We start from the raw sequence: 23,917 nt of genomic DNA, 5'->3' as shown, positions 1-23,917 counted from the left end.
GTCGATCGTGGAGCCGCGGTGCCCAAAAGGCCCTGATCCGCGGCTCTTGTCATGCACCACGACTCCACGATCGGCCGGTTCAGCGGCGGCGAGCCAGCAGGACCGCGTCGTGGTGGACGACGTCGTGCGGCCCGGGACGTGGGCGGGTGTCGGTGACGAGCACGTCCCACCGGGTCGGGTCCAGCGAGGCGGCCACGTCCTCGGCGGTGTACATCATGTCGGGCATGTGCATCCGGTGCCCCGGCGTCCACAGGTCCGACGGGTGGTGCCCGACGATCAGCAGCAGGCCGCCCGGGGCCACCGCGTCGGCCAGCCGGGCGAACAACTCCCGCCGCTGCGTCGGCGGCAGGTGCATGAACTGCGCCGACACCAGGTCGTACGCCTCCTCGGCGGGCGGCTTGTCGCGCAGGTCGGCGTGCGTGAACTCGATCCGGTCACCTACCCCGGCGGTCTCGGCGTGCTCGGCGGCCCGGGTCAGCGCGGTGGTCGAGATGTCCACCGCGGTCACCCGCCAGCCGCGCTCGGCCAGCCACACCGCGTCGGCGCCCTCGCCGCTGCCCACGTCCAGCGCCCGCCCCGGAGCAAGATCGGCGGCCTCGGCGACCAATTGTGGGTTCGGGCGCCCACTCCAGACGGCCGGCTTGGCCTGATACCGCTCCTCCCACGCCGGCTCCTCGAAGGTGGTGGCCACCAACTGCCGGTACGCGGTGACCGCGTCGCGGGTGTCCTCGGCGATGAGGTCGGCGTTGATCGCCGCCGCGGCGGTGAGGCCAGCGGCGGCGGACGTGATGACCTGGCCACGCAGGTCGGCCACGTTACCGGCCACCCAGACACCCGGCACGGTCGTCGCCCCGGTCGCGTCGGCCGGGATCTGGGTGCCGATCACGTGCCCACCCATCGTCACCTCCTCCGGGGCCAGGCCCAGCCCCACCAGCAGGTCGGCGCGGGGCGCCGTGCGGGTCGTGACCACGACCACGTCGAGCGCCACCACCCGGCCGTCGGCGAGCCGTACTCCGTTCAGCGCGTCCCCGTTCACCTCCAGCGCGGCGACCGGGCCGGGCACCACCGCGATGCCCCGGGCGGCCAGCCGCTCGGCCGTCTCCTCGTCCGGGGTCGGGGCGTCGTGCAGCAGGAGCAGCACGTCGGAGGTCCACTGCCGCCACATCTCGGCCTGGTGCACGGACATCGGCCCGGTCGCCAGCACGCCGACCCGCCGGTCCCGCGCCTCCCAGCCGTGGCAGTACGGGCAGTGCAGCACGTCACGGCCCCACCGCTGCGCCACCCCGGGCACGTCGGGCAGCTCGTCGGTGAGCCCGGTGGCCACCAGCAGGCGGCGGGCCCGCACCGAATTCCCGTCGTCGAGGGCGAGCCGGAAGCCGTCGTCGTCGCGGGTGGTGGTCTGGACCCGGCCGGCGCGGAACTGCCCGCCGTACCCGGCCACCTCGGCGCGTCCGGCCGCGAGCAGCTCGCCCGGCGGCGTCCCCTCGCGGCCCAGGTAGTTGTGCACGTGGTCGGCCGGCGCGTTACGCGGCTCGCCGGAGTCGATCACCAGCACCGACCGCCGGGCCCGGCTCAGCGCCAGGGCCCCGCTGAGCCCGGCCGCGCCGCCGCCCACCACCACCACGTCATATGTCTCGTCCACCGGAATGTCCCCCTACTTGTCGGCTGAGCCCACCATCCGTCGCCGTAACCCGAGTGGCAAGTATCCTTGCCGTTATGGCAAACGAGGACAGCGCCGCGCTGGCGGCCGTCGGTCCCCGGCTGCGTGCCCTGCGCCACCAGCGCGGCATCACGCTGACCCAGCTCGCCGAGCTGACCGGCATCTCGGTGAGCACCCTGTCCCGGCTGGAGTCCGGCACCCGTCGGCCCACCCTGGAGCTGCTGCTCCCGCTGGCGCGGGCGTACCAGGTGGCGCTGGACGAGCTGGTGGACGCCCCGGCCACCGGCGACCCCCGCGTACGCCCCACGCCGATCGTCAGGCACGGCGTGACGCACCTGCCGCTGACCCGCCGACCGGGCGGCCTCCAGGCGTTCAAGCAGATCTTCCCGCCGGACCCGTCCGCCGGGGGACGGACCCCACAGGTCCACGAGGGGTACGAGTGGCTCTACGTGCTCTCCGGCCGGCTGCGCCTGCTGCTCGGTGAGCGCGACCTCATCCTGACGCCGGGGGAGGTGGCCGAGTTCGACACCCGCGTCCCGCACCTCTTCTTCAATCCCGGCCCCGGCACCGCCGAGGCGCTCAGCCTCTTCGGGCCGCAGGGGGAGCGGCTGCACGTCCGCGCCCGCCCCGCCACCACGGACCGGGGGTAGTCGGGCGAGCTGGCCTGCTGGCCGGTGCTCAGCGCGGGGCGGCGAGGGGTGACGTCGACGGCCCGAAGGTGGTCAGGAACCGGTCGCGGAAGGTGTCCATCGGCCACACCGGCGCCTGCGGGCCGGGCCGCAGGCCGTCCTGCCAGCCCCAACCGGCGACCCGGTCCAGCACCGCCGGATCCCGGGCGACGATGGTGATCGGCACGTCCCGGCTGGCGCCCTCGCCGGTCACCACCGGGGCCGGCTGGTGGTCGCCGAGGAAGACCAGCACCAGATCGTCGTCACCGTAGGTCTGGACGTAGGAGATCAGCGCCTGGAGTGAGTAGGCGACGGCCTGCCGGTAGCCGGCCCGGATCCGACCGGTGTCCCGGTCGTCGGCATTGCCGTCGTCCTTCGCGCCGGCGTCGGCGTGGTAGATCGAACCGTCGCCCACCTCGTCCCAGCCGATCATGCGGGGCACCGCCGTCCACGGCGAGTGGCTGGAGATCAGCGGGATCTCCGCCATGATCGGACGGTCCGCACCGGCGCGGACCCGCCGCTGGAAGAACGACAGCGTGTACTGGTCGGGCATCGGCGCGTAGCTGAACTTCGGGCCCCGGTAGCCGAGCGCCTCGGCGTCGTAGTAGCGGTCGTAGGAGAAGAAACCCTGCTCCGGCCACGGCTGGGTGGCCGCCGGGAGCACCCCGACGGTCTGCCAGCCCGCCCGGCGGAACGCGCCGTTGAGGGTGAGCCGGTCGCTGGCCAGCAGGCTGCGGTGCCGCTGCTCGTTGTCCGTCCACAGACCGGACAGCAGCGTGTCGTGCGCCAACCAGCTGCCCCCGCCGAACGTGGGGGAGGTGAGAAAGCCGCTGCGCGCGCCGTACCCGGCCGCGCGCAGCCGCTCGGTGCCGGTGTCCAGCACGGCGTTGACCTGCGGCGCCAACTGTGGGTCCTCGACGGCGTCGCGCCCGTAGCTCTCCACGAAGGCGAGGACGACGTCCTTGCCGCGCAGCCCGGTCAGGAGCTGGTCACCCGGGACACCCTGGAACGGGTCGGCGTCGATCTGGGCGGTGAACCGTTCCCGGTCGTGCAGCCGCGCGTCCACCTGCTCGGCGTGCGCGCCGACCAGGGCGGTGGTCCCGGCGTCGGCCACCGGCACGCCCGGGACGATCCGCACGCCGACGACGGCGCAGAGGACCCAGGCCACCGTCAGCGCGGCCACCGCCCGGGTCGCCACCCGCTCGTGGCCGACCAGCAGCGCCGCCAGCCGCCGCAACGCCACGGTCGCCACCAGCAGCAGCACACCGACCAGCAGCAGGACGCCGACCACCGCGCCGACCGCGCCGGCCCGCCCCGCCGAGTCCCGCACGAAACCGAACGCGTCGTCCAGCAGCAGCCAGTCCAGCACCAGATCGAACGGCCGGTCGAGTGCCGTGCGAAACCCCAGGTCGGCGAGCTTCACGATGGCCAGCAGGCCCAGCAGCGGCCCGACCACGGCCACCACCACCCGCCGCGGCCGCGGCGGCAGCGCCAGCAGCAGCGCGGCGACCAGCAGACCCTCCAGCGGGATCCGCACAAACGCGCCGGGCGTCAGCTCGCCGAGCCGGTCCGGGCCGACCAGGACGGCGTACACCAGCAGAACCGCCAGCACCGTGCCCACCCACCCCAGCGCCCGCCGCGCACGGCCGCGTGGCACGGGCGCCACCGCGGGAGTACGCGCCGAAGCGTCACCGGTCGACGCGGGGCGCGGACGTTGCCGGCCGGTCAGCCGGCGTAGCCGGGCGGGAAGGGTCATCAGGGCCTCCAGTCGGAGTGGACCGTACCGCCCGAGCGGGCCGCCAGCGCGGGCGTGGGCACCGGCAGCAGCGGCGGTACGACGACGGGTGGGTGCCCGCCCAGCGGCAGCAGGGGCACCGCCACCGGCGCGGCGGGCGGTGCGATCGGCGCGGCGGGCAGGGCGGTGATCGCCGCGCCGGCCGGGCCGGGGACCGGCAGCGGGTCAGCCCGTCGAGGTGCCGGGCGGCGACGCCACAGCCAGGCCACGTCACGGCCGAACGACTCGACCAGCAGCGCCAACGCCGTCACCAGGACCACTGTGGTCCACGGCTCCGGCAGCACCCGTGCGGCGGCGACCGTCAACAACACGCCCTGCGCGGCGGCCACCACCTTGCGCCAGTAGCGCGGCGGCAACGCGCCGCGCAGCCAGGGCAGCACGGCGCTGGCCGCGACGAAGACGTACCGCATCGCGCCGATGGCCAGCACCCAGCTCCCGGCCGCCGGGGCGACGTACACGCTGAGAACCAGGATGAGGAACGCGTCGACCTCCATGTCGAAGCGGGCCCCGAGCGCGCTGACCGTGCCGGTGCGCCGGGCGACCTGACCGTCCACCGCGTCCAGCAGCAGGGCCACCGTGCTCAGCGCGACCAGCAGCCCCACCGGCGTCGGGTGGCCGAACGAGTCCACCACCAGCGCGGTGACCGCGCCGACCAGGACGGCCCGGGCCAGCGTCACCCGGTCGGCGGGGCCGAGCCGCGACGCGCCGGACAGGTGCAGGCCCCGGCTCAACGCGAGGCAGGTGAGCGCCGCGTAGCCGGCCCCGGCCAGCCAGCCCGCCGTGCTCAGACCCACGGTGGCGGCCAGCGCCGCCAGCACGACCAACTGCGCGCTCAGCCCGATCACCGGACCGCTTCGAACTGTGGGCACCGTACCTCCGTGTTTATGATCGACGACCCCGACAGGGAACACGGAAATCAGGGCCGTTCGGTTCGACCGGGACAAAAGGTGAGGTGTGCGAGGGTGATCCGCGAGGCGTACGCCTGCTGGGTGCGCGAGCCCGGCGCGGCGGAGATCCGGCCCGTGTCGCTGCCCGTCCCGGGGCCGGACGAGGTGCTGGTGCGAGCCCGCTACTCCGGGGTCAGCCGGGGCACCGAGACGCTGGTGTTCGCCGGCCGGGTGCCCGCCGACCAGTACGCGGCGATGCGCGCCCCGTTCCAGGAGGGTGACTTCCCCGGCCCGGTGAAGTACGGCTACCTCAGCGTCGGCGTGGTCGAAGAGGGCCCGCCGGAGCTGCTCGGGCGTACGGTGTTCTGCCTGCACCCGCACCAGAGCGCGTACGTCGTGCCGGCGACGGCAGTGGTGCCGGTGCCGGACGACGTGCCGCCCGCCCGCGCCGTGCTCGCCGGCACGGTGGAGACCGCCGTGAACGCCCTGTGGGACGCCGCGCCCCTGGTCGGCGACCGGGTCAGCGTGGTCGGCGCGGGCATGGTCGGCTGCTGCGTCGCAGCGCTACTGGCGCGTTTCCCCGGTGTGGACGTCGAGCTGATCGACACCGACGCGCGCCGGGTCGGGGTGGCCGGGGCGCTCGGTGTGCGGTTCGCCCGGCCGGGCGACGCGACCGGCGACCGGGACCTGGTCGTGCACGCCAGCGCCACGTCCGCCGGGCTGCAACAGGCGCTGGACCTGCTCGCGCCCGAGGGCACGGTGATCGAGCTGAGCTGGTACGGCGACCGCCCGGTGCAGGTGTCGCTGGGCGGGGCGTTCCACTCCCGACGGCTCACCGTGCGCAGCAGCCAGGTCGGCATGGTCGCGCCCGCGCGGCGGGGCCGCCGCAGCTACGCCGACCGGCTGGCGCTGGCCCTGGACCTGCTCGACGACCCGGCCTTCGACGCGCTGATCACCGGCGCGTCCCGGTTCACCGAACTGCCCGACGTACTCGCCCAACTGAGCACGGGTGACCTGCCCGCGCTCTGCCACCTCATCAGCTACGACGACGGGGAGTGACCGTGTTCAGCGTGACCGTTCGGGATCACATGATGATCGCCCACAGTTTCCGGGGCGAGGTGTTCGGCCCGGCCCAGCGCCTGCACGGGGCGACGTTCGTGGTGGACGCGACGTTCCGCCGGCCCGACCTGGACGCCGACGGCATCGTCGTCGACATCGGTCTGGCCACCGAGCAGCTGCGCGCCGTGGTCGGCGAGCTGTCCTACCGCAACCTCGACGACGAGCCCGCGTTCGCCGGGATGAACACCACCACCGAGGTGCTGGCCCGTACCGTCGCCGACCGCCTGGCCGAGCGGGTGCACGCCGGTGAGCTGGGCGCCGGGGCGCGTGAGCTGGCCGGCATCACCGTCACCCTGCACGAGTCACACGTCGCCTGGGCCAGCTACGAGCGGTCGCTGTGATCGACGCGGGCCAGCCGACGCCGGCCCACGCCGCCGGGGTCGTCGGCCCGCACCGCCGTACGGTGCACGTCGTCCTGCCCGGCGACATCGACGACCCGGCAGCGCCCAGCGGCGGCAACACGTACGACCGGCGGGTCTGCGCCGGGCTCGGCGAGCGCGGTTGGGTGGTGCACGAGCATTCGGTGCCCGGAGCGTGGCCGCACCCCGACCCGGCGGCGCTCGCGGCGCTGGCCCGGCTGCTCGCCACCGCGCCGGACGACGCCGTGGTGCTCGTCGACGGCCTGATCGCCTCGACGGTGCCGGACCTGCTCGCCCCGCACGCGACACGGTTGCGCCTCGTCCTCCTGGTGCACATGCCGCTTGACGACGAGGCCGAGGGCCGGGCGCTGGCCACCGCGCGAGCCGTCGTCGCCACCAGCGAGTGGACCCGCCGTCGCCTGCTGGCCCACCACGGGTTGCCGGCCGACCGCGTCCGGGTCGCGCCGCCGGGGGTGACGCCCGCACCGCCGGCGCCCCCCGGCTCGGCAGCCGGCCACCGACTCCTCTGCGTCGCCGCGGTCACCCGCCACAAGGGCCACGACGTGCTGGTCGACGCCCTGTGCGTGCTGGCCGAGATGCCCTGGACGCTGGTCTGCGCCGGCACGCTGACCCGGGAACCCGAACTGGTGCACCGACTCCGCGACCGGCTCGCCGGCGCCGGCCTGTCGGAACGGGTCCGGCTGGCGGGCCCGCTGACCGGCCCGGCGCTCGACGCCGCGTACGCCGCCGCCGACCTGCTGGTGCTGCCGTCGCGGGGCGAGACGTACGGGATGGTCGTCACCGAGGCGCTGGCCCGCGGCGTGCCGGTGCTGGCCACCGAGGTGGGGGGCCTGCCCGAGGCGCTGGGCCGCGCCCCCGACGGTGACCTGCCGGGGCTGCTGGTCCCGCCGGACGACCCGGCCGCCCTGGCCGACGCGCTGAGCCGGTGGTGGGGTGACGACGAGCTGCGGGCCCGGCTGCGGCACGCCGCGCTCGCCCGGCGCGACACCCTGACCGACTGGCCGGTGACGACCGCGCGCCTGGCCGCCGTGCTGGAGGAGGTGGCGGAATGACCGTCGAGGAGACCCTGCCGTTCGCCGACTGGCTGCGTCTGCGTGAGCCGGCCGACGCGGCGGCCCGCGCCGAGGACCTGGTGGACGCCGTCCGGCCCCGACTGACCGGCCACGACCCGATCCTGATCCACGACCTGGGCAGCGGCACCGGCTCGATGAGCCGCTGGCTCGCGGCCCGGCTGACCGGGCCGCAGCACTGGGTGCTGCACGACCGGGACGCCGACCTGCTGGCCCGGGCCGCCGACGGCATGGCCGGGGTGACCGCCGCCGACGGAGCGCCGGTCACCGTCGACACCCGCTGCGGCGACCTGACCCGGCTGAGCGCCGCCGACCTGTCCGACGGCGCGCTGGTCACCGCGTCCGCGCTGCTGGACATGCTGACCGCCGAGGAGGTCGAACGGGTGGTGGCCGCCTGCGTCGACGCCGGCCGCCCCGCCCTGTTCGCGATATCGGTGACCGGCCGGGTCCGGCTCACCCCGGCCGACCCGCTCGACGCCGCCGTCGAGGAGGCGTTCAACGAGCATCAGCGGCGTACCGTCGACGGCCGCCGGCTGCTCGGCCCGGACGCCGCCGAGGCCACCGCCGCCGCGTTCGCCCGGCGGGGCGTGCCGGTGCGGGAGCGGCCCAGCCCGTGGCGGCTCGGCCCGGAGCAGGCCGACCTGGCCGCCGAGTGGTTCCGCGGCTGGCTGGGCGCGGCCTGCGAGCAACGCCCGGAACTGGCCGGCGCGACCGGGGCGTACGCCCAGCGCCGGCTGGCCGACGCCGCCGCCGGCCGGCTCGGCGTGCTGGTCGAGCACCTGGACCTTCTGGCCGGTGGATGAACCGTCGACGCCCTGGGTACGTGCACTAGAGGGAGTGGACGATCTTCAGGGAGGACCGGCGTCGATGGTGTGGGCCTGGGCACGAGTGGTCGGCGGGGTGGGCCTGCTCGCCGCCCTGCTGTGGCAGGTGGGCGGCGGCCCGTTCCTCGCCGGCGTACGGCTGATCAACGCGCCGGCGCTGGCCGCGGCCCTGCTCATCGGCGTGCTCACCACGGTCTGCGCGGCCTGGCGGTGGAGCCTCGTCGCCGGTGGCCTCGGCGTGCGACTGCCGCTGGCGACCGCGGTGGCGCACTGCTACCGGGCGGTGTTCCTCAACGCCACGCTGCCCGGCGGGGTGCTCGGGGACGTGCACCGGGCGGTACGCCACGGCCGCGACGCCGGCGACGTCAGCCGGGGCATCCGGGCGGTGGTCTGGGAGCGTACCGCCGGTCAGGTGGTCCTGGTGGGTGTCGCGCTGGTGGTCCTGGCGGCGTTTCCGTCGCCGGTGCGGCCGTACCTGCCCGCCACCGCCGCCCTGCTGCTCGCGGGCGGGCTGGCCGTCGTGCTGCTGGCGCGGCGCCTGCCCGGCGGCGGCCGGTCCCGGTGGGCCCGAGGCGTACGCACCGCCGTGGCGGACGTGCGGTCCGGGCTGCTGGCCCGGCGTACCTGGCTCGGCGTGCTGGTCGCCTCCGCCGTGATGGTCGCCGGGCACCTGGCCACCTTCCTGGTGGCGGCACGGACCGCCGGTTCGGACGCTCCGCTGACACGGCTGCTGCCGCTGACGCTGCTGGCCCTGCTCGCCATGGGTCTGCCCCTGAACGTCGCCGGGTTCGGACCCCGCGAGGGGGTGGCCGCGTGGGTGTTCGGCGCGGCCGGACTCAGCGCGGCCGAAGGTGTCGCCACCGCCACCGTCTACGGTGCCCTCGTGCTGGTGGCCAGCCTGCCCGGCGCGGCCGTGTTGCTCGCCCGGCGGGCCCGCAATCCCGCCACCGCTCGGGAAGCTGCCTCCGGCGGCGGCTGTTGAGTGGTGGTGAGACGGTACGCGTCGCCGCCTGTTGGCGGCGCCGGACAAAGGAGTCCCATGCCCGAAGCACTGCCGGTCGCCACGGTCCGTACGCAGGTCACGGTGCCGCTGGCGTTTCCCGACGGCTACACCACCACCGTCCGGGTGTTCACGTTCAAGGGCCTCATCGACGGTCGGGAGCACCTCGCTCTCGGCCTGGGTGACTGGGCCGGGGCGCTGGACCGGCTCGCCGCCGGTGGCGAGCCGCCGCTGGTCCGCCCGCACAGCGAGTGCCTCACCGGTGACGTGTTCGGCAGCCAGCGCTGCGACTGCGGGCCGCAGCTGCGCGAGGCGGTGCAGCGGATCGCCGAGACCGGTGGGTTCCTGCTCTACCTGCGCCAGGAGGGCCGGGGCATCGGCCTGTACGCCAAGCTCGACGCGTACGCCCTGCAGGATGCCGGGCTGGACACCTACCAGGCCAACGTGGCGCTGGGCCGGGGCGAGGACGAGCGCGACTACAGCGCCGCCGCGCAGATGCTGGCCACCCTCGGCGTGTCGCGCGTGCGCCTGCTCAGCAGCAATCCGGACAAGGCCGAGCAGTTGACCCGGCTCGGCGTGGACGTCGTCGAACGCGTCCCCACCAGCATCTTCCTCTCCCCGGCCAACGCCGAGTACCTCGCGGCGAAGGCCGCCAAGGCGGCGCAGACCGAGGCGGCGCAGACCGAGGCGGCGGAGACCGAGGCGGCGGAGGCGCCGGCGGGTCGTACCCCTGACCGGCCCGTCTCCCGATGATCAGCCGGCCGTACGTGCTGCTGAGCTGCGCCGCCTCCCTCGACGGGTACATCGACGACGCCTCCGACCAGCGGCTGCTGCTGTCCAACGAGGACGACCTGGACCGCGTCGACGCGGTACGGGCCAGCTGCGACGCGATCCTGGTCGGCGCCGCCACGGTCCGCCGTGACGACCCGCGCCTGCTGGTGCGCTCCGCCGGGCGCCGGGCCGAGCGGGTGGCGTGCGGGCGGCCCGCCTCGCCCACCAAGGTGACCCTGACCGCCCGGGGGGATCTCGATCCGACCGCCCGGTTCTTCACCGCGGGCGATCCCGACCGGCTGGTCTACTGCGCCAGCGGTGTGCTGGACAAGACCCGCGAGCGGGTCGGTCGGCTGGCCACCGTGGTGGACGGGGGCGAGCCGGTCGACCCGGGGTGGGTCCTCGCCGACCTGGCGGCGCGGGGTGTGCGGCGGCTGATGGTGGAGGGCGGCGGGACGGTGCACGCGCAGTTCCTCACGGCGGGCCTCGCCGACGAGTTGCACCTGGTGGTCGCCCCGTTCTTCGTCGGCGACCGCCGGGCGCCCCGGTTCGTCGGCGAGGGAAGCTTCCCCTGGCACGCGGGTCGCCGCGCCCGGCTGGCCGAGGCCCGTCAGATCGGCGACGTGGTGCTGCTGCGCTACGCGCTCTCCGACCGCTTCGGCGAGACCTGACGCCCGCCGCTCAGCCCAGTGTGGTCGGCAGAGCGAAGGCGCGCAGCACCGCCGGGTCCTGGAAGACCACGTTGTGCGCCACCCTGGCCCGAACGACGGTCAGCACCTGCACCGTGTGCAGGCGGTACCCCGGGCCGTCCTGCCGACAGTACGCGGCGAGGGTCGGCTGACCGTTCGCCGCCGTCGGCAGCACCCGCCAGTTACGGCCCCGCAGGGCGAAAACCCGGGACATGAACCGGCCGTACGCCGCCCGGCCCGAATACCAGAGGGGGACCGGCGGCATCTCCAACACCGCCGTGTCGGTGAGCAGGTCGACCAGCGCGGGCACGTCGGCGGCCTCGAACGCCCGCACGTACCGGTCCACCGTGGCGCGTGCCTCGGGATCGTCGGCCTCCCGCACGGCGTCGTCGCGCAGTCCGGTGTCGGCCAGCCCGGCGCGTGCCCGCTGCAGGGCGCTGTTGACGCCGGCGACCGAGGTGCCCAGCTGCCCCGCCACCTCGGCGGCGCTGAACCGCAGCACGTCGCGCAGGATCAGCACCGCGCGCTGCCGCGGCGGCAGCAGCTGCAGGGCCGCCACCAGCGCCAACCGCAGGCTGCTACGCCGCTGCACCACCATCTGGGGGTCATCCGTGCCGGTGAGCCGGGCGTCCGGCAGCGGCTGGAGCCAGGGCACGTCCATGCGCGGAGTCAGCGGCGCGTCCGCGTCCTCGCTGGCCGGGCCGAGACCGGTCGGCAGCGGTCGTCGTCGGCGGCCCTCCAGCGCGGTCAGGCAGGCGTTGGTGGCGATCGCGTAGAGCCAGGTACGCGGCGTGGCCCGGGCGGCGTCGTAGCGGTCCCGCGCCCGCCAGGCCCTCAGCATCGTCTCCTGGACGACATCCTCGGCCTCGTCGACGGCGCCCAGCATCCGGTAGCAGTGCGCCAGCAGTTCGGGTCGCAGCCCGGCCGTCGTCGTCACGAAACCGTCGCCCGCCAGCACATCCATGCGCCACCTCCACCGGCAGCATGCCAGCGCGGCACGCTCCCCGCCCAGCTGCGGGCGCGGTGAGAAATGCCCACCGCCGGCAGCGATGAGTTCACTGCCGCTCGCCGGTATCCCCCTGTGAGACGTGCCGTCGGCCCGCGCCCCGTTGGTGCGGCGCGGCACGTCCAGCGCGGCGTCGGATCGACGGCGCCACCGACAGAGAGGTCACCCGCATGAGCAACACCTCGCTCGCCCCGAAAGGCGACCCGCCAACCGCCACCGATGCCATCCTCGACCTGTTCCGGCGCCTCTACGCCGCCTGGGGCGACAACGACGCGGACGCCTTCGCTGCCCTCTACCGCCCGGACGCCACAGTGGTCATGCCCGGTGTGCTGCACCAGGGCCGCGAGGCGGTGCGGGCGCACATGGCCGCCGGGTTCGCCGGACCGCTGAAGGGATCCCGTGGGGTCGACGAGCCACTGGACATCCGAGTGCTCGGAGAGACCGCGATCGTCGTGAGCGCTGCCGGCATCCTGATGGCCGGTGAGGACGAGCTGCCGACGGAGCGGCGTCGGCACGCCACCTGGGTCCTGCACCGCACGGACGGCGCCTGGGCCGTCGCGGCGTACGCCAACGCGCCGGCGGCCTGACCACTGCGGGCGCCCGACCGGCAGGCCGGGCGCCCGGGGCCGTCAGCGCCGGGCGCGGGACGCCGAACCGCGCCGGCCCAACGCCGCGCGCAGGCCGTACGTCGCGCCGCTGAGCAGGAAGAGCGCCGCGCTGAGCACCAACCAGCGCACCAGGTACGGCCGCTGGGTCAGGCCGGAGGCCGCCTCGTGGGTGGTCTCGCCCCACCGCAGGATGCCGGGGGAGAAGACCACGAACAGCAGCGCCGTGCCGAGCGCCGGCATCCGCAGGTGGTTGAGCAGCGTGACACGATCGCGTACCACCGCGCGCAGCACCCGGTCGGCGCTCGCGTACACCGGGAACAGCACCAGGTCGTGGGCGATGACCGCGCCGACGAACCACAGCAGCATCCGGCTGAACGTCGCCTCCTGCGCCAGCCGCAGCGCCACCCAGCCGGCGAGCACGATGGCCGCCGTCACCAGGACGAAATGCCACGGCGCGGCGCCGTAGGCGGCCCGCCACCGCCCGGCCCGCCCAGCCGTCGGTCCGGCCCGTCCCTCCGTCGGCCCCTCCCGTCCGCCGGCCCGCTCAGCCATCGGCCTGACCCCGGAAGTCGATCTCGGTGACCCACTTCGTGCAGTGCACCCCGGGCAGGGCCGGCACGATGACCCGAGCCGGGTAGCCGTGGTCGGGGGCGAGGTCGACCCCGTTGACCCGCAGGGCGAGCAGCGAATCCGGATTGAGGACCTGGTTGGCGGCGAGCACCGCCGTGCGGAACAGCCCGGCCTGCTCCAGCGACGACACGCGCGCCGAGGCCGGGTCCGCGACCCCGGCGAGCGCGGCCAGGTCACGAAGACGGACGCCGGTCCAGGTCTGCCGGGTGGACCAGCCCTCCACGCAGGAGATGGGTAGGGCGGCGGTGTGCTGCGCCATGGCCAGCAGGCCGGGCCGGTCCAGGGTCACGGTCCGGCCGCCGCCGCGCAGCGTCAGCCGCCAGCTCGCGTCGGTCTGCTCGGGGCGTACGCCGGCGGCGGCGACGGTGCGGTTGACCGGGAAGCCGTTCGGCCCGGTGCCGGGCTGTCGTCCGCGGGGCAGCAGCAGCGCGGTGCGCCGCAGCGGGCCGTCCAGGCTCTGCCCGATGGTGAGGACGGCCAGCAGCAGCGCCCCGCCGCCGACCAGGCCGACCGCGCCGCGCCGGCTGACCGTGGCCGGCCCAGGTTCGGCGGCGACCAGGCCGTCCGGGTCGGGCGGCTCGGGTCGTGTCGCGGCGCGCGGGGTGCGCAGTTCCGTGCCCAGCGGGCGGGACCGCAGCGCGGTCACCAGCCGGGGAAACTTGATGATCACGTGCGCCACGAAGGCGCCGGTGAAGATCCAGGCCCCGAAGTAGTGGGCGGTGTAGAAGTCGAAGCCGAACACGTACGAGTACTGGATGTTGAGCAGGCCGGTGGCGATCTGGAACAGGATCCCGCCGACCAGCAGCAGCAGGGTCAGTCGTTCCAGCACCTGGGCCAGCGAGCGCGCCGGCGGCCAGTCGAACAGCTTCGGCAGCACCGACCACAGCTTGCCCAGCACCACCGGGACGAGCACGATGCCGAGCGTCACGTGCAGCCCCTGGGTGACCCGGAACAGCCAGGACGGCCGGGTCGGCCAGTCGAAGGCGGGCAGCCGCAGCCAGCCCACGTTCGCCGGGAACGCCTGGTCGAACTGCGGGCTGTAGGCGGCGTAGTCGAGCAGCCCGGTGATGATCACCAGTGGCAGCGCCACCAGCAGCACCGACCCGTAGACGGCGGTGAGCCAGGGGCCGCGCAACGGGCTGCGCCAGCTCCGTTTGACGGCGTCCACACCCGGTGGGCCGTGCTGGGCCAGCCCGCGCCAGAGCCGGCGCGGAGCGCCGTAGCCGTCCGCGTCCGTTGCCCGGGTTTCGCTGCCGCTCGGGCCGGGTCTGCTAACCGGCACCCGCTGCCCCTTCCTCGCCGTCACGCGCCGTTGTCGTCCACACCGGTCGGCCCGGCCGGGCGCGTGGGCCGGTGGCGGGCACTGCCGGCAGGTTAGACCGCAGGGGTACGGCCGGGCCGGGTTTATCGCATTACCGAACGCTTACCGGGGCGTCGGCGCCCGCCGAGCTGTTGCGAACTCCTTACGGGTCCGCCGAACCGGCCCGCCGGGCGTCCCGTCCGCCCTACCGTGACCGGCATGCGCGTACTGGTCACCGGCGCGGCCGGGTTCATCGGGTCGCAGGTCGTCGACCTGCTCGTGGAGCAGGGCCACGAGGTGGTGGCGCTGGACGCGCTGCTGCCCCAGGCACACGGCGGCGAGCTGCCTGCCTGGTCACGCGGGCACCAGGTGGTCCGCGGCGACGTCCGGGACGGCCCTCTGCTGGACCGGCTGCTGACCGGCGTGGACGCGGTCTGTCACCAGGCGGCGATGGTCGGCCACGGCCTCGATCCGTCGGACGCCCCCGACTACGTCACGCACAACGACTACGGCACGGCGGTGCTGCTGGCGGCGCTGCACCGGGCGGGGATCGGTCGGTTGGTGCTGGCCAGCTCGATGGTGGTCTACGGGGAGGGGCGCTACGCCTGCCCCGAGCATGCCACGGTGCGCCCCGCGCCCCGCCGGCCCGAGGACGTGACGGCCGGCCGGTACGACCCGACCTGCCCACACTGCGGCCGCGGACTCGATCCGGTGCTCGTGCCGGAGGACGCGCCGTTGGAACCCCGCAGCACGTACGCCGCGAGCAAGCTCGCCCAGGAGCACCTGGCCGCCGCCTGGGCCCGGCAGACCGGCGGCGCCGTGTGGGCGCTGCGGTACCACAACGTCTACGGCCCCCGGATGCCCCGCGACACCCCGTACGCCGGAGTGGCATCGATCTTCCGGTCGGCGCTGGCGGCCGGCGTGGCGCCGCGGGTGTTGGAGGACGGCCGGCAACGGCGCGACTTCGTGCACGTCACCGACGTGGCGCGGGCCAACCTGCTGGCCCTCACCAGCAGCGCGCCGCCGGCCACGCTGGTGCCGGTGAACGTCTGCTCGGGCGAGCCGCACACGGTCGGAGAGCTGGCGGTCACCCTGGCCGAGGCGATGGGCGGGCCGGCCCCGCAGGTGGTGGGTGGGGCCCGCGCGGCCGACGTGCGGCACGTGGTCGCCGACCCCCGCCGGGCCGTGGAACTGCTCGGCTACACGGCCCGGGTCGGCTTCGCCGAGGGCGTGGCCGGCTTCGCCACCGACCCGCTACGGGAACCAGCCGCCGTCGCAGGCTGACCGCCCGCCGCCCGCCGCCCGCCGCCCGCCGCTGGTCCACGCCGAGTGGTACGCGCGGCGGTGATGCTCGCGCGGCGCGGTGTGCTTGGCCGGCGGGGGTGCTCGCTCGGGCGGGGGTGCTCGCTCCGGCGGTGGTGGCTCGCGGTGGTCGGCGCGCGCGACGAGCGGGTACCGACAATGAGCGGTATGACTGTGAGTCATATTTATGACTCACAGTCATACCGCTCAACGGAGTGGCAGGCCGGGCGGCGCGGGTGGCGGCGCGGCCGGGCGGTGCGGCGCGGGTTGCGGCGCGGCCGGGCGGTGCGGCGGTGCGGCGCGGGTTGCGGCGCGGCCGGGCGGTGCGGCGGTGTGGCCGGGGCGGTGCGGCCGGGGTGGTCAGGAGACAGTCCAGACCAGGTGGTTGACGGCCAGCGCGGTGAGCGCCTGCGCGGCCAGCCACCAGCGCCGGGACCCCGTCGGCAGGCGGGCGGTGGCCACCAGCAGCCACACGACGAACGGCAGCCAGATCCGCTCCACCTCGGCCTTGCTCAGCCCGGACAGGTCCGCGCCGAGCACCGCCACCAGGGCGGCCAGCGGTAGCAGCACGGTGGGGCCGGCTGCGCGTACCGCTGCTGCCGCAGGCGTGGCCAGCCGGCCGACGGCCCGCCACCCGCGCGCGGCCGCGCCCGGCCCGAAGCGCGGCCCACCCGGCGCCGGTCCGCCCGGCGGGGTGGGGGCACGCGCCGGCAGCGCCGCGCGCAGCCCTGGCCACGGCGACCGTGCGGCCGGCAGCACGCGGCGCAGCGCCGGCCCGAGCACGGGCCCGGCGCTGAGCAGCAGCGCGGCCAGGTTGGCCCACACCCAGTAGGCGTACGGGCGGTCGGCGGCCCAGCCCTGGTAGTACCGCTCGACGACCAACTGGTAGCCGACCCACCAGTGAAAGCCCGCCGCGCTGAAGGCCGCCGTCACGGCCGCGACCCCGACGGCGGCGGCGAGCAGCGCGCCCCCACGGTGCGTACGGCGCAGCGTCACCACGGCCAGCGCGAGCACGCCGACCAGGAGGAACCCGTACGACAGGTACAGCGCGAACCCGAGCACCGCCCCGCCGGCCAGAGCGGCGACGCGGCCACGGACCGCCAGCAGCGCCAGGCCGGCCGCGACCACGGCGGCGAAGATGCCGTCGGCCGAGGCGCCCACCCAGACCGCCCCCGGCAGCAGCACCAGGAACGGGAGCACCGCGCGGGCCGCGTCGGGCGCGCCGAGCGCCCGCAGGGTCACCGGCACCGACACCGCGACCGTGGCGCCGACCAGCACGCAGGCCAGCGCGGCGGCGGCGCCTCCGCCGAGGCCGATGCGGTCCAGCCAGACGAAGATGAGCAGCGCGCCCGGAGGGTGCCCGGCGGTGTGGGTGGACCACGCGTCGGGTTGGAAGTCGACGATCCGGCCGGTGAAGCCGGCCAGCATCGCCGGGATGTCGGTCACCCCGGGGACCTCGTGCAGGTACTCGGCCTGCGGGGTGAGCCGCCGGGTCAGCCCCGCCGTCCAGCCGTCCACCAGGGCCAACGACAACGTCCAGGCGACCGCGGTCAGCCACGCGGCAGCCAGCAGGACACCCCACCGGGCGGTGCGGGCCCACCGCGCTCCCCACCCCACCACCGCGACCGCTACGGCCAGCGCGGCGGGGCTGCCCCAGCCGACGTGCGGCCGCCACGTCGCGTACAGCGGAGCGGCGTCGGCGTGCAGCCCGGCGCCACGCGCGTTGAGCAGGGCGCCCACCAGCACGGCGGCGGCGAGCAGCGCCGCCTCCACGCCCAGCACCAGGAGGTCCCCGGCCCGGCGGCGGGGCGGGGTCCGCCCGGGGGCGGCGGCGAGAGTGGTGGTCGAGGCCATGACCACCGGACGGTACGGCGACAGCCCGCCCTCGCGCTCGCCAATCGGCGGCCCGTCACCGGACGGTAAGAAATGCCCAGGTGGTAAGGGTTCGGTAAGCACATTTCGGCCTCCGCCGCGGGCTTGCCGCCCTAGCGTCGGCGGTATGCCGACTGAGATCGACGTGGTGCTGCCCTGCCTGGACGAGGCGGCCGCCCTGCCCGGCGTGCTGACCGCGCTGCCGCCCGGCTACCGGGCCATCGTGGTGGACAACGGCTCGCGCGACGGCTCGCCCGAGGTGGCCGCGCGGCACGGCGCCCGGGTGGTGCACGAGCCCCGGCGCGGCTACGGCGCGGCGGTGCACGCCGGCCTGGAGGCCGCCGACGCCGAGGTGGTGTGCGTCCTCGACGCCGACGGGTCGTTCGATCCCACCGAGTTGCCGGCCCTGGTCGCCCCGGTGCTGGCCGGCACCGCCGACCTCAGCGTGGGCCGGCGACGGCCGGTCGGGGCCGGGGTGTGGCCGTGGCACGCCCGCGCCGGTACGGCGCTGGTCGCCGCGCTGCTGCGCCGTCGGGGCGTACCGCTGCGGGACCTCAGCCCGATCCGGGTGGCCCGCCGGGAGGCGCTGCTCGACCTCGGCGTCACCGACCGGGCCTTCGGCTACCCCCTCGAACTGCTGATCCGGGCCGCCGCCGCCGGCTGGCGGATCTACGAGCTGGACGTCACCTACGCGCCCCGGGCCGCCGGCACCCGGTCCAAGGTGTCCGGTTCGGTGCGCGGCACCCTGCGCGCGACCCGTGACTTCGCCGGGGTGCTGCGTACCGTGGAGGGCCCCCGGTGACCGTCCTGTTGGTGGTCGCCAAGGCGCCAGTCGCGGGGGCGGTGAAGACGCGGCTCTGCCCACCGGCCACCCCGGCGCAGGCGGCCCGGATCGCGGCCGCCGCGCTGCGCGACACCCTCGACGCCGTCCGCGCCACCCCCGGTGTCACGCCGGTGCTGGCCTGGACGGGTCGGCTGACCGAGGCGGAGGACGCCGCCGCGTTGACCGCCGCGCTGGCCGGCTGGGTGGTGCTCGACCAGCGCGGCGTCGGCCTGGGCGATCGGCTCGCCAACGCGTACGCCGAGGTCGCGGCGGCGTACCCGGGTCGGCCGGTGCTCCAGATCGGGATGGACACCCCGCAGGTGACGCCGACCGGGCTGGCCGCGGCGGTGGTGCGGCTGGGCGCCACCGACGCGGTGCTCGGCCGGGCGCGCGACGGCGGCTGGTGGTCGCTCGGGCTGCGCGACCCCCGGCACGCCCGGGTGTTGCGCGACGTGCCGATGTCGACGCCGGACACCGGCCACGACACGTGGGCGGCCCTGACCGGGCGCGGCCTGCGTACCGCGCCGTTGCCGGTGCTGCGCGACGTCGACGAGTGGTCCGACGCCCTCGCGGTGGCCGTCGAGGCGCCCGAGGGTCGGTTCGCCCGACAGGTCGCGGCGGTCCGCCTCGCCCTGCAGCCGGGAGGTCGGCGGTGAACCCCGTCGACACCGCCCCGATCGAGGCGCTGTCGACGTCGCCTGCGGTGCCGCCGCGTGGGCACGACGGGTCGTCGGCGGGCACGGGGGCGGATCCGTTCGCTGCCGCCCTCGCCGACCGTGCGGCCCGGAGGCGGTGGCTCGTGCACGGCGACGGTGTCCGCAGCCGGCTACCGGTGGACCGCTGGCACGGACCGGCCGAGCCGGCGGTCGCCGGGCTGGTCGAGCGGTGCGCCGGGCCGACACTCGACCTCGGTTGCGGGCCGGGGCGGCTCACCGTGGCGCTGACCCGGGCCGGGCGGACGGCGGTCGGTGTGGACGTCTCCGCGACGGCGGTGCGGCTGACGCGGGCCCGGGGCGCGGTGGCGGTGCACGGCGACCTGTTCGAGCCGCTGCCCGGCGAGGGCCGGTGGGCGCACGCGGTGCTGATCGACGGGAACATCGGCATCGGCGGTGAACCGGTCGCGCTGCTGCGCCGCTGCCGGGAGCTGCTCGCACCCGATGGCACGGTGCTGGTCGAGCTGGAGCCGCCCGGCGCGGGGCTGTGGCAGGGCCTGGCCCGGGTGGCCGCCGAGCAGCGCGCCGGCCGGTTGCTGCTCGGCCCGGCGTTCCGCTGGGCCCGGCTGGACGCGCGCGCCGTGCACCCGGTCGCCGACGCCGCCGGCCTGGCGGTGCGGGACGTCTTCCGGCGGGGGCGACGCTGGTTCGGCGAGCTGGCAGCGGGACGCTGACGCCGCGGGGCGTCAGGCCGTCGGGAGGCGGACCACGAATCGGCAGCCGCCGACGACGTTCTGCACGTCCACCCGGCCGCCGTGCGCCTCGACCAGGCCGCGCACGATCGCCAGCCCCAGCCCGCCGGAGCCCTCCCCACCGGAGCGGGGCGTACGGGCCGGCTCACCCCGGAACGCCACGTCGAACAGCCGGGGCAGGTCGTCTTCCGGAATGCCGCCGCAGGTGTCGGCGATCGCCAGCCAGGCGGCGTCGCTCTCGCATCCGGCGTCCACCCGTACCGTGCCGTCGCTCGGCGTGTAGTGCACCGCGTTGAGCAGCAGGTTGCCCACGACCCGGGCCAGCTCGGGCTCGCTGGCCAGCACGGTGGGCCAGCCCGACTCGGCGGCCACCAGGCGGATGCGGCGGGCCTTGGCCAGCGGCGCGGTGCCGGCCAACGCGTCGGAGACCACCTCACCGAGCGGCACCGCCGACAGTGTCAGGCGCAGCGCCCCGGCGTTGATCCGGGACAGCTCGAACAGGTCGTCGACGAGTCGGGTCATCCGGTCGGTCTGCAGGCGGATCCGCCGGTGGTACTCGGCGACCGTCTCCGGGTCGTCGACCACCCGGTCCTCCAGCGCCTCGGCCATCGCCCGCAGGCCGGCCAGCGGCGTCCGCAGGTCGTGTGACACCCAGGCCACCAGGTCCCGGCGGCCCTTCTCGACCCGCCGTTCCCGCTCCCGGGCCTGGGCCGCCCAGACCGCGGCCACGGCCAGTCGCCGCCCGAAGTACCAGCCGACGCCGAGGCTCACGACCGCCGCCGCGGCGACGGTGAGCAGGACGACCTGGAGGTCGTGCGGAGACAGGAACATCGCCTGGGCGACCACCACCACTCCGGCCACCACGGCGGCCACGGTGACGGTGAGCAGGACGCACACGTGCACGGTGATCGACCGGTGGCGCAGCAGCCGCAGGGTGAGCGCGCCCAGCAGGCCCACGCCGAGCGCGGCCGTGAGCGCCGCTCCGAAGATCAGCGCCAGGTCACGCATCGGCTGGCTCGTACCGGTAGCCGACGCCCCAGACCGTGACGATCCGTCGCGGCTCGGCCGGGTCGTCCTCGATCTTCTCCCGCAGCCGTCGCACGTGCACGGTCACCGTGGACTGGTCGCCGAAGTTCCACCCCCACACCCGTTCCAGCAGCTCGGTGCGTTTGAACGCCCGCGTCGGGTGCCGCATGAGGTGTGCCAGCAGATCGAACTCGCGCAATGTCAGGGCCAGCTCGCGGCCGTGCAGCCGGGCGATCCGTGGCCCGGTGGCCACCTCCAGCCCCGCGTCGGCCAGCAGCTCGGCTGCCGGCGCGGCCGGCTCACCGGCCCGACGCAGCACCGAACCGACCCGCAGCACCAGCTCGCGCGGAGAGAACGGTTTGCCCAGGTAGTCGTCGGCGCCCAGTTGCAGGCCGAGCACCCGGTCCGCCTCGTCGCCGCGTGCGGTCAGCATGATGATAGGTACGCCGTCCGGCCGCTCCCGCAGCCGCCGGCACACCTGCAACCCGTCCAGCCCGGGGAGCATCAGGTCCAGCACGACCAGGTGCGGCGGCCGGTCCTGGACGGCCTCCAGGGCGGCCAGCCCGTCCCCGACGTGGCTCACCTCGTACCCGGCGTGCTCCAGGTAGCGGCACACCACGTCGCTGACGGTGCGATCGTCGTCAACCACGAGCACCCGCTGCGCCACCGGCCACCTCCCGGGCCAGCCTAGCCAGCGGAGCCGACGGCCCCGCAGGGGCAGATCTTGCGGTTCGCTTACGGTGCCGCGACCGCCGTGCCCCACACCTGTCGAAGCAGCGCGAGCAGACCGTGCCCGTCCTCGATCACGGCATCGGGAACGAGTTCGGGATGTGGCGGCTCCCGGTCGGTCCGGGGCGACCGCATGAGGATCGCCGCCTGAGCACCGGCGCGGCGGGCACAGGCGATGTCCCGGTGCACGGTGTCACCCACGAACCAGCATTCGTCGATGGACACGTCGATGGCCCGCGCCGCCAGAAGGGCGAGCTGTGGGTTGGGTTTGCGGGGCCCGGCTTCGTCGCTGTAGAACTCGGCGGCGAACAGCTCGGACAAGCCGGCGGTGTTCAGGTAGTCCCGGTGGGCGGCGCCGCACAGCGTGTTGCTGACCACCGCCAGCCGCAGGCCGGCAGCAGCGGCGGCACGCAGCGCCTCCGGGATGCCCGGGCGGACCTCCCACTCGGCTCGCGAGGTCCAGGCGTACGCCAGTGCGGTCGCCTCCCGCTCGACGGCCGCACGGGCCGCAGGCGGCCATCGTGGCGTCACGAACTCGGCCCATACCCGCGCGTGCGGCAGCTCGACCGGGTCGCCTGTCGTGCCCACCTCGTCACGCCAATGCGCGTACGCGGTCGTGCCCTCGCTCAGGTCGGCGGCGATCTGCGCGTCGGAGACCAGCCCACCCAGGAGGTGCGAGAACCGGTCGACCAGCGCGGGCGGCGCCGGGGGCTGTGGCGGCGCGTCGACCAAGACGCCACCGAAGTCCAGCAGGAGCGCGCGAGGTGAGCGAAGCATGTCGGCAATCCTGCACCAGTACGCACGGGAAGGGGAGGCGAGCACGAGGTCGACCGTTTCGGAGGATGTGGAGCAGGGTCGCCTTGCCTACTCATCGGTGTCGCTGCAAGCTAGGCGTAGGGCACGCCGTAGGGGCACGGTGGGAGGTTCAGTTGGATCATTCGGTCGTCCGCTCGCGACTTGAGGGCCTGGTCGATGACGCGGCGTACCTTCCCGAGCGCGCTCTGGGCGTTCTGGCCACCATTCCGGCGATCGAGGAACAGCTCCGGGGAAGGAATTCCCGAAAGCGTGACTATTCGCTCCGGGACCACACGATCATGGTCTGTTCCCTGTTCGAAAAGTGGTTCAGTGCCGTCCCGCTGCCGCTTGGCCTGCGGCTGCGGGCGCTCCGACTCATGCTGTGCCTTCACGACATCGGTAAGCCCCGCGCTCTGGCCGAGGAGCAGAAGGGCCTGCAGCACGAATACACCCTGGCGGTCTGGTCGGATCTGCGGGACGCGCTGCCGATCAGTGATCGGGAGTGGGCCATCTGCCGAGGGCTCCTGTCCGACGACGCCCTCGGTCTGTACGTGCGGGAGAAGATCTCTCTGGACGAGTCCTGCGACCGGATCACGACCATGGCGTCCGTCGGTGGTCGTGCCGAGCCGGGGCCCTTCGTCGACCTGTTGACCATCTATTACCAGGTCGATGCCGGCGCCTACACGCGCGCGGCGTTCCTGCTCGATCCCGGCGAGTTCATCGAGAAGCCGAAACTTGAGGCGGTGTTCCTCAAGGACGCTGCGGGAGACCTCTGCTTCTCGCCCCAGAAGAACAGGTTCGTCTTCGCAGCGCCCGTCGAAGAACGACACCGGCGGTTGCGTGACCGCCTGAGCGCGGGCACTTCTTGACATCCGGAGGTCGGGAATGGACGACTCGACCAAGAAGCTCATCGCCGACTGGCATCGACGCAGCAGGCAGAGTCAGCGTGTGCAGTACGACACCGGTAACCACTACTCCCGCCTGAACAGCCTGATCGGCGGCACGACGATCGCGCTCTCCGCCGTCGTGAGCACGGGAATCTTCGCAACCCTCGCGGCCGACCCGGCACTCTGGATACGGATCGCGACCGGTGTCCTGAGTCTGTGTTCCGTGGTCCTGTCCAGTCTCCAGACGTTCCTCCGCTTCGAGCAGCGGGCCGATCGCTACCGCGCGGATTCGGCCAGGTACGGCGCCATCCGCCGGGAGTTGGAACAGATCATGGCGATCCCACCCGGACGTGACTCTGATCTGCGGGACGCGCTCGGTGCCATCAAGAAACAAATGGATGACCTGGCCCAGGGTTCGCTGACCATACCTGCCCGTGTGAAGCGTCGGGCAGTCCGGGATCTGTCCGCCAAACCGCGGCAGAACGTCCTGTTCACGCCGTTCGACGAGCGCCGTGCGGCGGAGTCCGATGCGCTCGCGCTCGACACCGGGCCCAAGGAGGTCGGTGCGGGATCGAACTAGGCCGTGTTTCGTAGGGCCTCGATATTGGGCGTGGCGGTGGTCGCTAATTGAAGAGGTCTCCGGTAGTTGGTTCAGCGACCAAGCTAGAACT

At 74.8% G+C, this 23,917-nt stretch carries 25 protein-coding genes; 15 read left to right on the top strand and 10 right to left on the bottom strand.

What is annotated here, in order from left to right; genetic code table 11:
• Positions 1–79: 79 nt before the first annotated feature.
• Entirely contained in the window at positions 80–1,642 is a 1,563-nt protein-coding gene (locus ACFYPH_RS25440; protein WP_355137595.1) for a bifunctional NAD(P)/FAD-dependent oxidoreductase/class I SAM-dependent methyltransferase, read from the bottom strand.
• A gap of 74 nt (positions 1,643–1,716) precedes the next feature.
• On the opposite strand from ACFYPH_RS25440, the gene ACFYPH_RS25435 reads away from it, so the two are divergent.
• On the top strand, positions 1,717–2,310 hold the full coding sequence (locus ACFYPH_RS25435; protein ID WP_387185158.1) for a helix-turn-helix domain-containing protein: 594 nt from the start codon (positions 1,717–1,719) through the stop codon (positions 2,308–2,310).
• Positions 2,311–2,338: 28 nt separating this feature from the next.
• Here the strand turns inward: ACFYPH_RS25435 and ACFYPH_RS25430 are convergent, their stop codons facing one another.
• Both ACFYPH_RS25430 and ACFYPH_RS25425 read right to left on the bottom strand, forming a co-directional pair.
• Positions 2,339–4,084 carry a sulfatase-like hydrolase/transferase gene (locus ACFYPH_RS25430; RefSeq protein ID WP_387185155.1) on the bottom strand — a complete coding sequence of 582 codons (1,746 nt, stop codon included), beginning with the start codon at positions 4,082–4,084 and terminating at the stop codon, positions 2,339–2,341.
• Positions 4,084–4,992: a CDP-alcohol phosphatidyltransferase family protein gene (locus tag ACFYPH_RS25425; RefSeq protein ID WP_387185152.1), complete on the bottom strand. Its 909-nt coding sequence runs from the start codon at positions 4,990–4,992 to the stop codon at positions 4,084–4,086. The genes ACFYPH_RS25430 and ACFYPH_RS25425 overlap by 1 nt, the downstream gene beginning before the upstream one ends.
• A gap of 93 nt (positions 4,993–5,085) precedes the next feature.
• On the opposite strand from ACFYPH_RS25425, the gene ACFYPH_RS25420 reads away from it, so the two are divergent.
• From ACFYPH_RS25420 to ACFYPH_RS25390, 7 genes are all read left to right on the top strand, one after another.
• Positions 5,086–6,069, top strand: a complete 984-nt coding sequence (locus tag ACFYPH_RS25420; RefSeq protein ID WP_354860844.1) for an NAD(P)-binding protein — start codon at positions 5,086–5,088, stop codon at positions 6,067–6,069.
• Between the two features lie 2 nt (positions 6,070–6,071).
• Complete coding sequence (locus tag ACFYPH_RS25415) at positions 6,072–6,470, top strand: 6-carboxytetrahydropterin synthase (RefSeq protein WP_354860845.1); 399 nt, start codon at positions 6,072–6,074, stop codon at positions 6,468–6,470.
• 62 nt (positions 6,471–6,532) lie between these two features.
• Entirely contained in the window at positions 6,533–7,561 is a 1,029-nt protein-coding gene (locus ACFYPH_RS25410) for a glycosyltransferase family 4 protein (protein ID WP_387185390.1), read from the top strand.
• On the top strand, positions 7,558–8,382 hold the full coding sequence (locus tag ACFYPH_RS25405; RefSeq protein ID WP_363940000.1) for a class I SAM-dependent methyltransferase: 825 nt from the start codon (positions 7,558–7,560) through the stop codon (positions 8,380–8,382). Before ACFYPH_RS25410 ends, ACFYPH_RS25405 begins: the two co-directional genes overlap by 4 nt.
• A 64-nt stretch (positions 8,383–8,446) precedes the next feature.
• Positions 8,447–9,385: a lysylphosphatidylglycerol synthase transmembrane domain-containing protein gene (locus tag ACFYPH_RS25400; protein ID WP_363939998.1), complete on the top strand. Its 939-nt coding sequence runs from the start codon at positions 8,447–8,449 to the stop codon at positions 9,383–9,385.
• Positions 9,386–9,442: 57 nt separating this feature from the next.
• Entirely contained in the window at positions 9,443–10,156 is a 714-nt protein-coding gene (ribA, locus tag ACFYPH_RS25395) for a GTP cyclohydrolase II (protein WP_387185147.1), read from the top strand.
• The gene (locus ACFYPH_RS25390; RefSeq protein WP_354860850.1) at positions 10,153–10,845 is read left to right on the top strand and encodes a dihydrofolate reductase family protein; all 693 of its coding nucleotides are present in this window, start codon (positions 10,153–10,155) and stop codon (positions 10,843–10,845) included. The genes ribA and ACFYPH_RS25390 overlap by 4 nt, the downstream gene beginning before the upstream one ends.
• A gap of 10 nt (positions 10,846–10,855) precedes the next feature.
• Here ACFYPH_RS25390 and ACFYPH_RS25385 read toward each other — a convergent pair whose 3' ends face one another.
• On the bottom strand, positions 10,856–11,827 hold the full coding sequence (locus ACFYPH_RS25385; protein ID WP_387185144.1) for an RNA polymerase subunit sigma-70: 972 nt from the start codon (positions 11,825–11,827) through the stop codon (positions 10,856–10,858).
• A 212-nt stretch (positions 11,828–12,039) separates the two neighbouring features.
• On the opposite strand from ACFYPH_RS25385, the gene ACFYPH_RS25380 reads away from it, so the two are divergent.
• On the top strand, positions 12,040–12,456 hold the full coding sequence (locus ACFYPH_RS25380) for an SgcJ/EcaC family oxidoreductase (protein ID WP_387185141.1): 417 nt from the start codon (positions 12,040–12,042) through the stop codon (positions 12,454–12,456).
• Between the two features lie 42 nt (positions 12,457–12,498).
• Here ACFYPH_RS25380 and ACFYPH_RS25375 read toward each other — a convergent pair whose 3' ends face one another.
• Positions 12,499–13,029 (bottom strand): hypothetical protein, encoded by a 531-nt coding sequence (locus ACFYPH_RS25375; protein ID WP_387185138.1) that lies wholly within the window; start codon positions 13,027–13,029, stop codon positions 12,499–12,501.
• Complete coding sequence (locus ACFYPH_RS25370; protein ID WP_387185135.1) at positions 13,022–14,389, bottom strand: molybdopterin-dependent oxidoreductase; 1,368 nt, start codon at positions 14,387–14,389, stop codon at positions 13,022–13,024. The genes ACFYPH_RS25375 and ACFYPH_RS25370 overlap by 8 nt, the downstream gene beginning before the upstream one ends.
• A 237-nt stretch (positions 14,390–14,626) precedes the next feature.
• On the opposite strand from ACFYPH_RS25370, the gene ACFYPH_RS25365 reads away from it, so the two are divergent.
• On the top strand, positions 14,627–15,691 hold the full coding sequence (locus ACFYPH_RS25365; protein ID WP_355069211.1) for an NAD-dependent epimerase/dehydratase family protein: 1,065 nt from the start codon (positions 14,627–14,629) through the stop codon (positions 15,689–15,691).
• Positions 15,692–16,069: 378 nt separating this feature from the next.
• Here the strand turns inward: ACFYPH_RS25365 and ACFYPH_RS25360 are convergent, their stop codons facing one another.
• Positions 16,070–17,563: a hypothetical protein gene (locus ACFYPH_RS25360; protein ID WP_387185132.1), complete on the bottom strand. Its 1,494-nt coding sequence runs from the start codon at positions 17,561–17,563 to the stop codon at positions 16,070–16,072.
• A gap of 145 nt (positions 17,564–17,708) precedes the next feature.
• On the opposite strand from ACFYPH_RS25360, the gene ACFYPH_RS25355 reads away from it, so the two are divergent.
• Genes ACFYPH_RS25355 through ACFYPH_RS25345 form a run of 3 tightly spaced genes read left to right on the top strand, consistent with a single transcriptional unit; the run spans position 17,709 to position 19,791 of the window.
• Positions 17,709–18,383: a glycosyltransferase family 2 protein gene (locus ACFYPH_RS25355; protein WP_354860861.1), complete on the top strand. Its 675-nt coding sequence runs from the start codon at positions 17,709–17,711 to the stop codon at positions 18,381–18,383.
• Positions 18,380–19,060, top strand: coding sequence for a DUF2064 domain-containing protein (locus ACFYPH_RS25350; protein ID WP_354860863.1), 681 nt, complete (start codon positions 18,380–18,382; stop codon positions 19,058–19,060). Before ACFYPH_RS25355 ends, ACFYPH_RS25350 begins: the two co-directional genes overlap by 4 nt.
• Positions 19,057–19,791, top strand: coding sequence for a class I SAM-dependent methyltransferase (locus tag ACFYPH_RS25345; protein WP_387185129.1), 735 nt, complete (start codon positions 19,057–19,059; stop codon positions 19,789–19,791). Before ACFYPH_RS25350 ends, ACFYPH_RS25345 begins: the two co-directional genes overlap by 4 nt.
• A 12-nt stretch (positions 19,792–19,803) precedes the next feature.
• On the opposite strand, the gene ACFYPH_RS25340 is transcribed toward ACFYPH_RS25345, so the two are convergent.
• From ACFYPH_RS25340 to ACFYPH_RS25330, 3 genes are all read right to left on the bottom strand, one after another.
• A complete protein-coding gene (locus tag ACFYPH_RS25340) occupies positions 19,804–20,817 on the bottom strand; it encodes a HAMP domain-containing sensor histidine kinase (protein ID WP_354856116.1) in 1,014 nt (337 codons plus the stop codon).
• Positions 20,810–21,502 (bottom strand): response regulator transcription factor, encoded by a 693-nt coding sequence (locus ACFYPH_RS25335; RefSeq protein ID WP_007461060.1) that lies wholly within the window; start codon positions 21,500–21,502, stop codon positions 20,810–20,812. Before ACFYPH_RS25335 ends, ACFYPH_RS25340 begins: the two co-directional genes overlap by 8 nt.
• Before the next feature lie 68 nt (positions 21,503–21,570).
• Positions 21,571–22,341 (bottom strand): HAD family hydrolase, encoded by a 771-nt coding sequence (locus ACFYPH_RS25330; RefSeq protein WP_355069184.1) that lies wholly within the window; start codon positions 22,339–22,341, stop codon positions 21,571–21,573.
• 152 nt (positions 22,342–22,493) lie between these two features.
• Here ACFYPH_RS25330 and ACFYPH_RS25325 point away from each other — a divergent pair, with 152 nt between their 5' ends.
• Positions 22,494–23,228: a hypothetical protein gene (locus ACFYPH_RS25325; protein WP_354856114.1), complete on the top strand. Its 735-nt coding sequence runs from the start codon at positions 22,494–22,496 to the stop codon at positions 23,226–23,228.
• A gap of 16 nt (positions 23,229–23,244) precedes the next feature.
• Positions 23,245–23,826: an SLATT domain-containing protein gene (locus tag ACFYPH_RS25320; protein WP_354856113.1), complete on the top strand. Its 582-nt coding sequence runs from the start codon at positions 23,245–23,247 to the stop codon at positions 23,824–23,826.
• Positions 23,827–23,917: the final 91 nt, after the last annotated feature.

It is taken from the genome of Micromonospora sp. NPDC005252 (assembly GCF_042872475.1).
Lineage (GTDB): Bacteria > Actinomycetota > Actinomycetes > Mycobacteriales > Micromonosporaceae > Micromonospora.
The sequence above is the reverse complement of the archived record's forward strand: the minus strand, read 5'-3'. Positions and strand labels throughout refer to the sequence as shown.